Source organism: Bradyrhizobium sp. Kon69 (genome assembly GCF_055807515.1).
Genome location: NZ_JBVVOS010000637.1, coordinates 1 through 229 on the forward strand (window position 1 = coordinate 1; position 229 = coordinate 229).

Annotated in this window: 1 protein-coding gene; it reads left to right on the plus strand. The window is 68.6% G+C overall.

Features of this window, described 5'->3' with window-relative positions:
- The coding region (locus AC0L3U_RS40410) for a hypothetical protein (protein ID WP_473365273.1) at positions 1-229 on the plus strand (229 nt) is incomplete at both ends.

Sequence of the window (229 nt, forward strand, 5' to 3'; positions counted from 1 at the left end):
CCCCTGCCGGTGGTGCCGGCCGTGCATTTCGACGAGCTCGCGCTGTCGTTCGTCTACGGCCTGCTGACGGCGCTGGCCTTCGGCCTCTGGCCGCTCGGGCGCGTGCATGACGTGCCGGTCGCAGCCCTGTTCCGCGACACCATCAGCAACGAGTGGCATCGGCCACGCGCGAGCTATCTCGCCTTCATGGCCGTGGTCGTCGCGCTGCTCATTGCCGTCGTGATCGGAT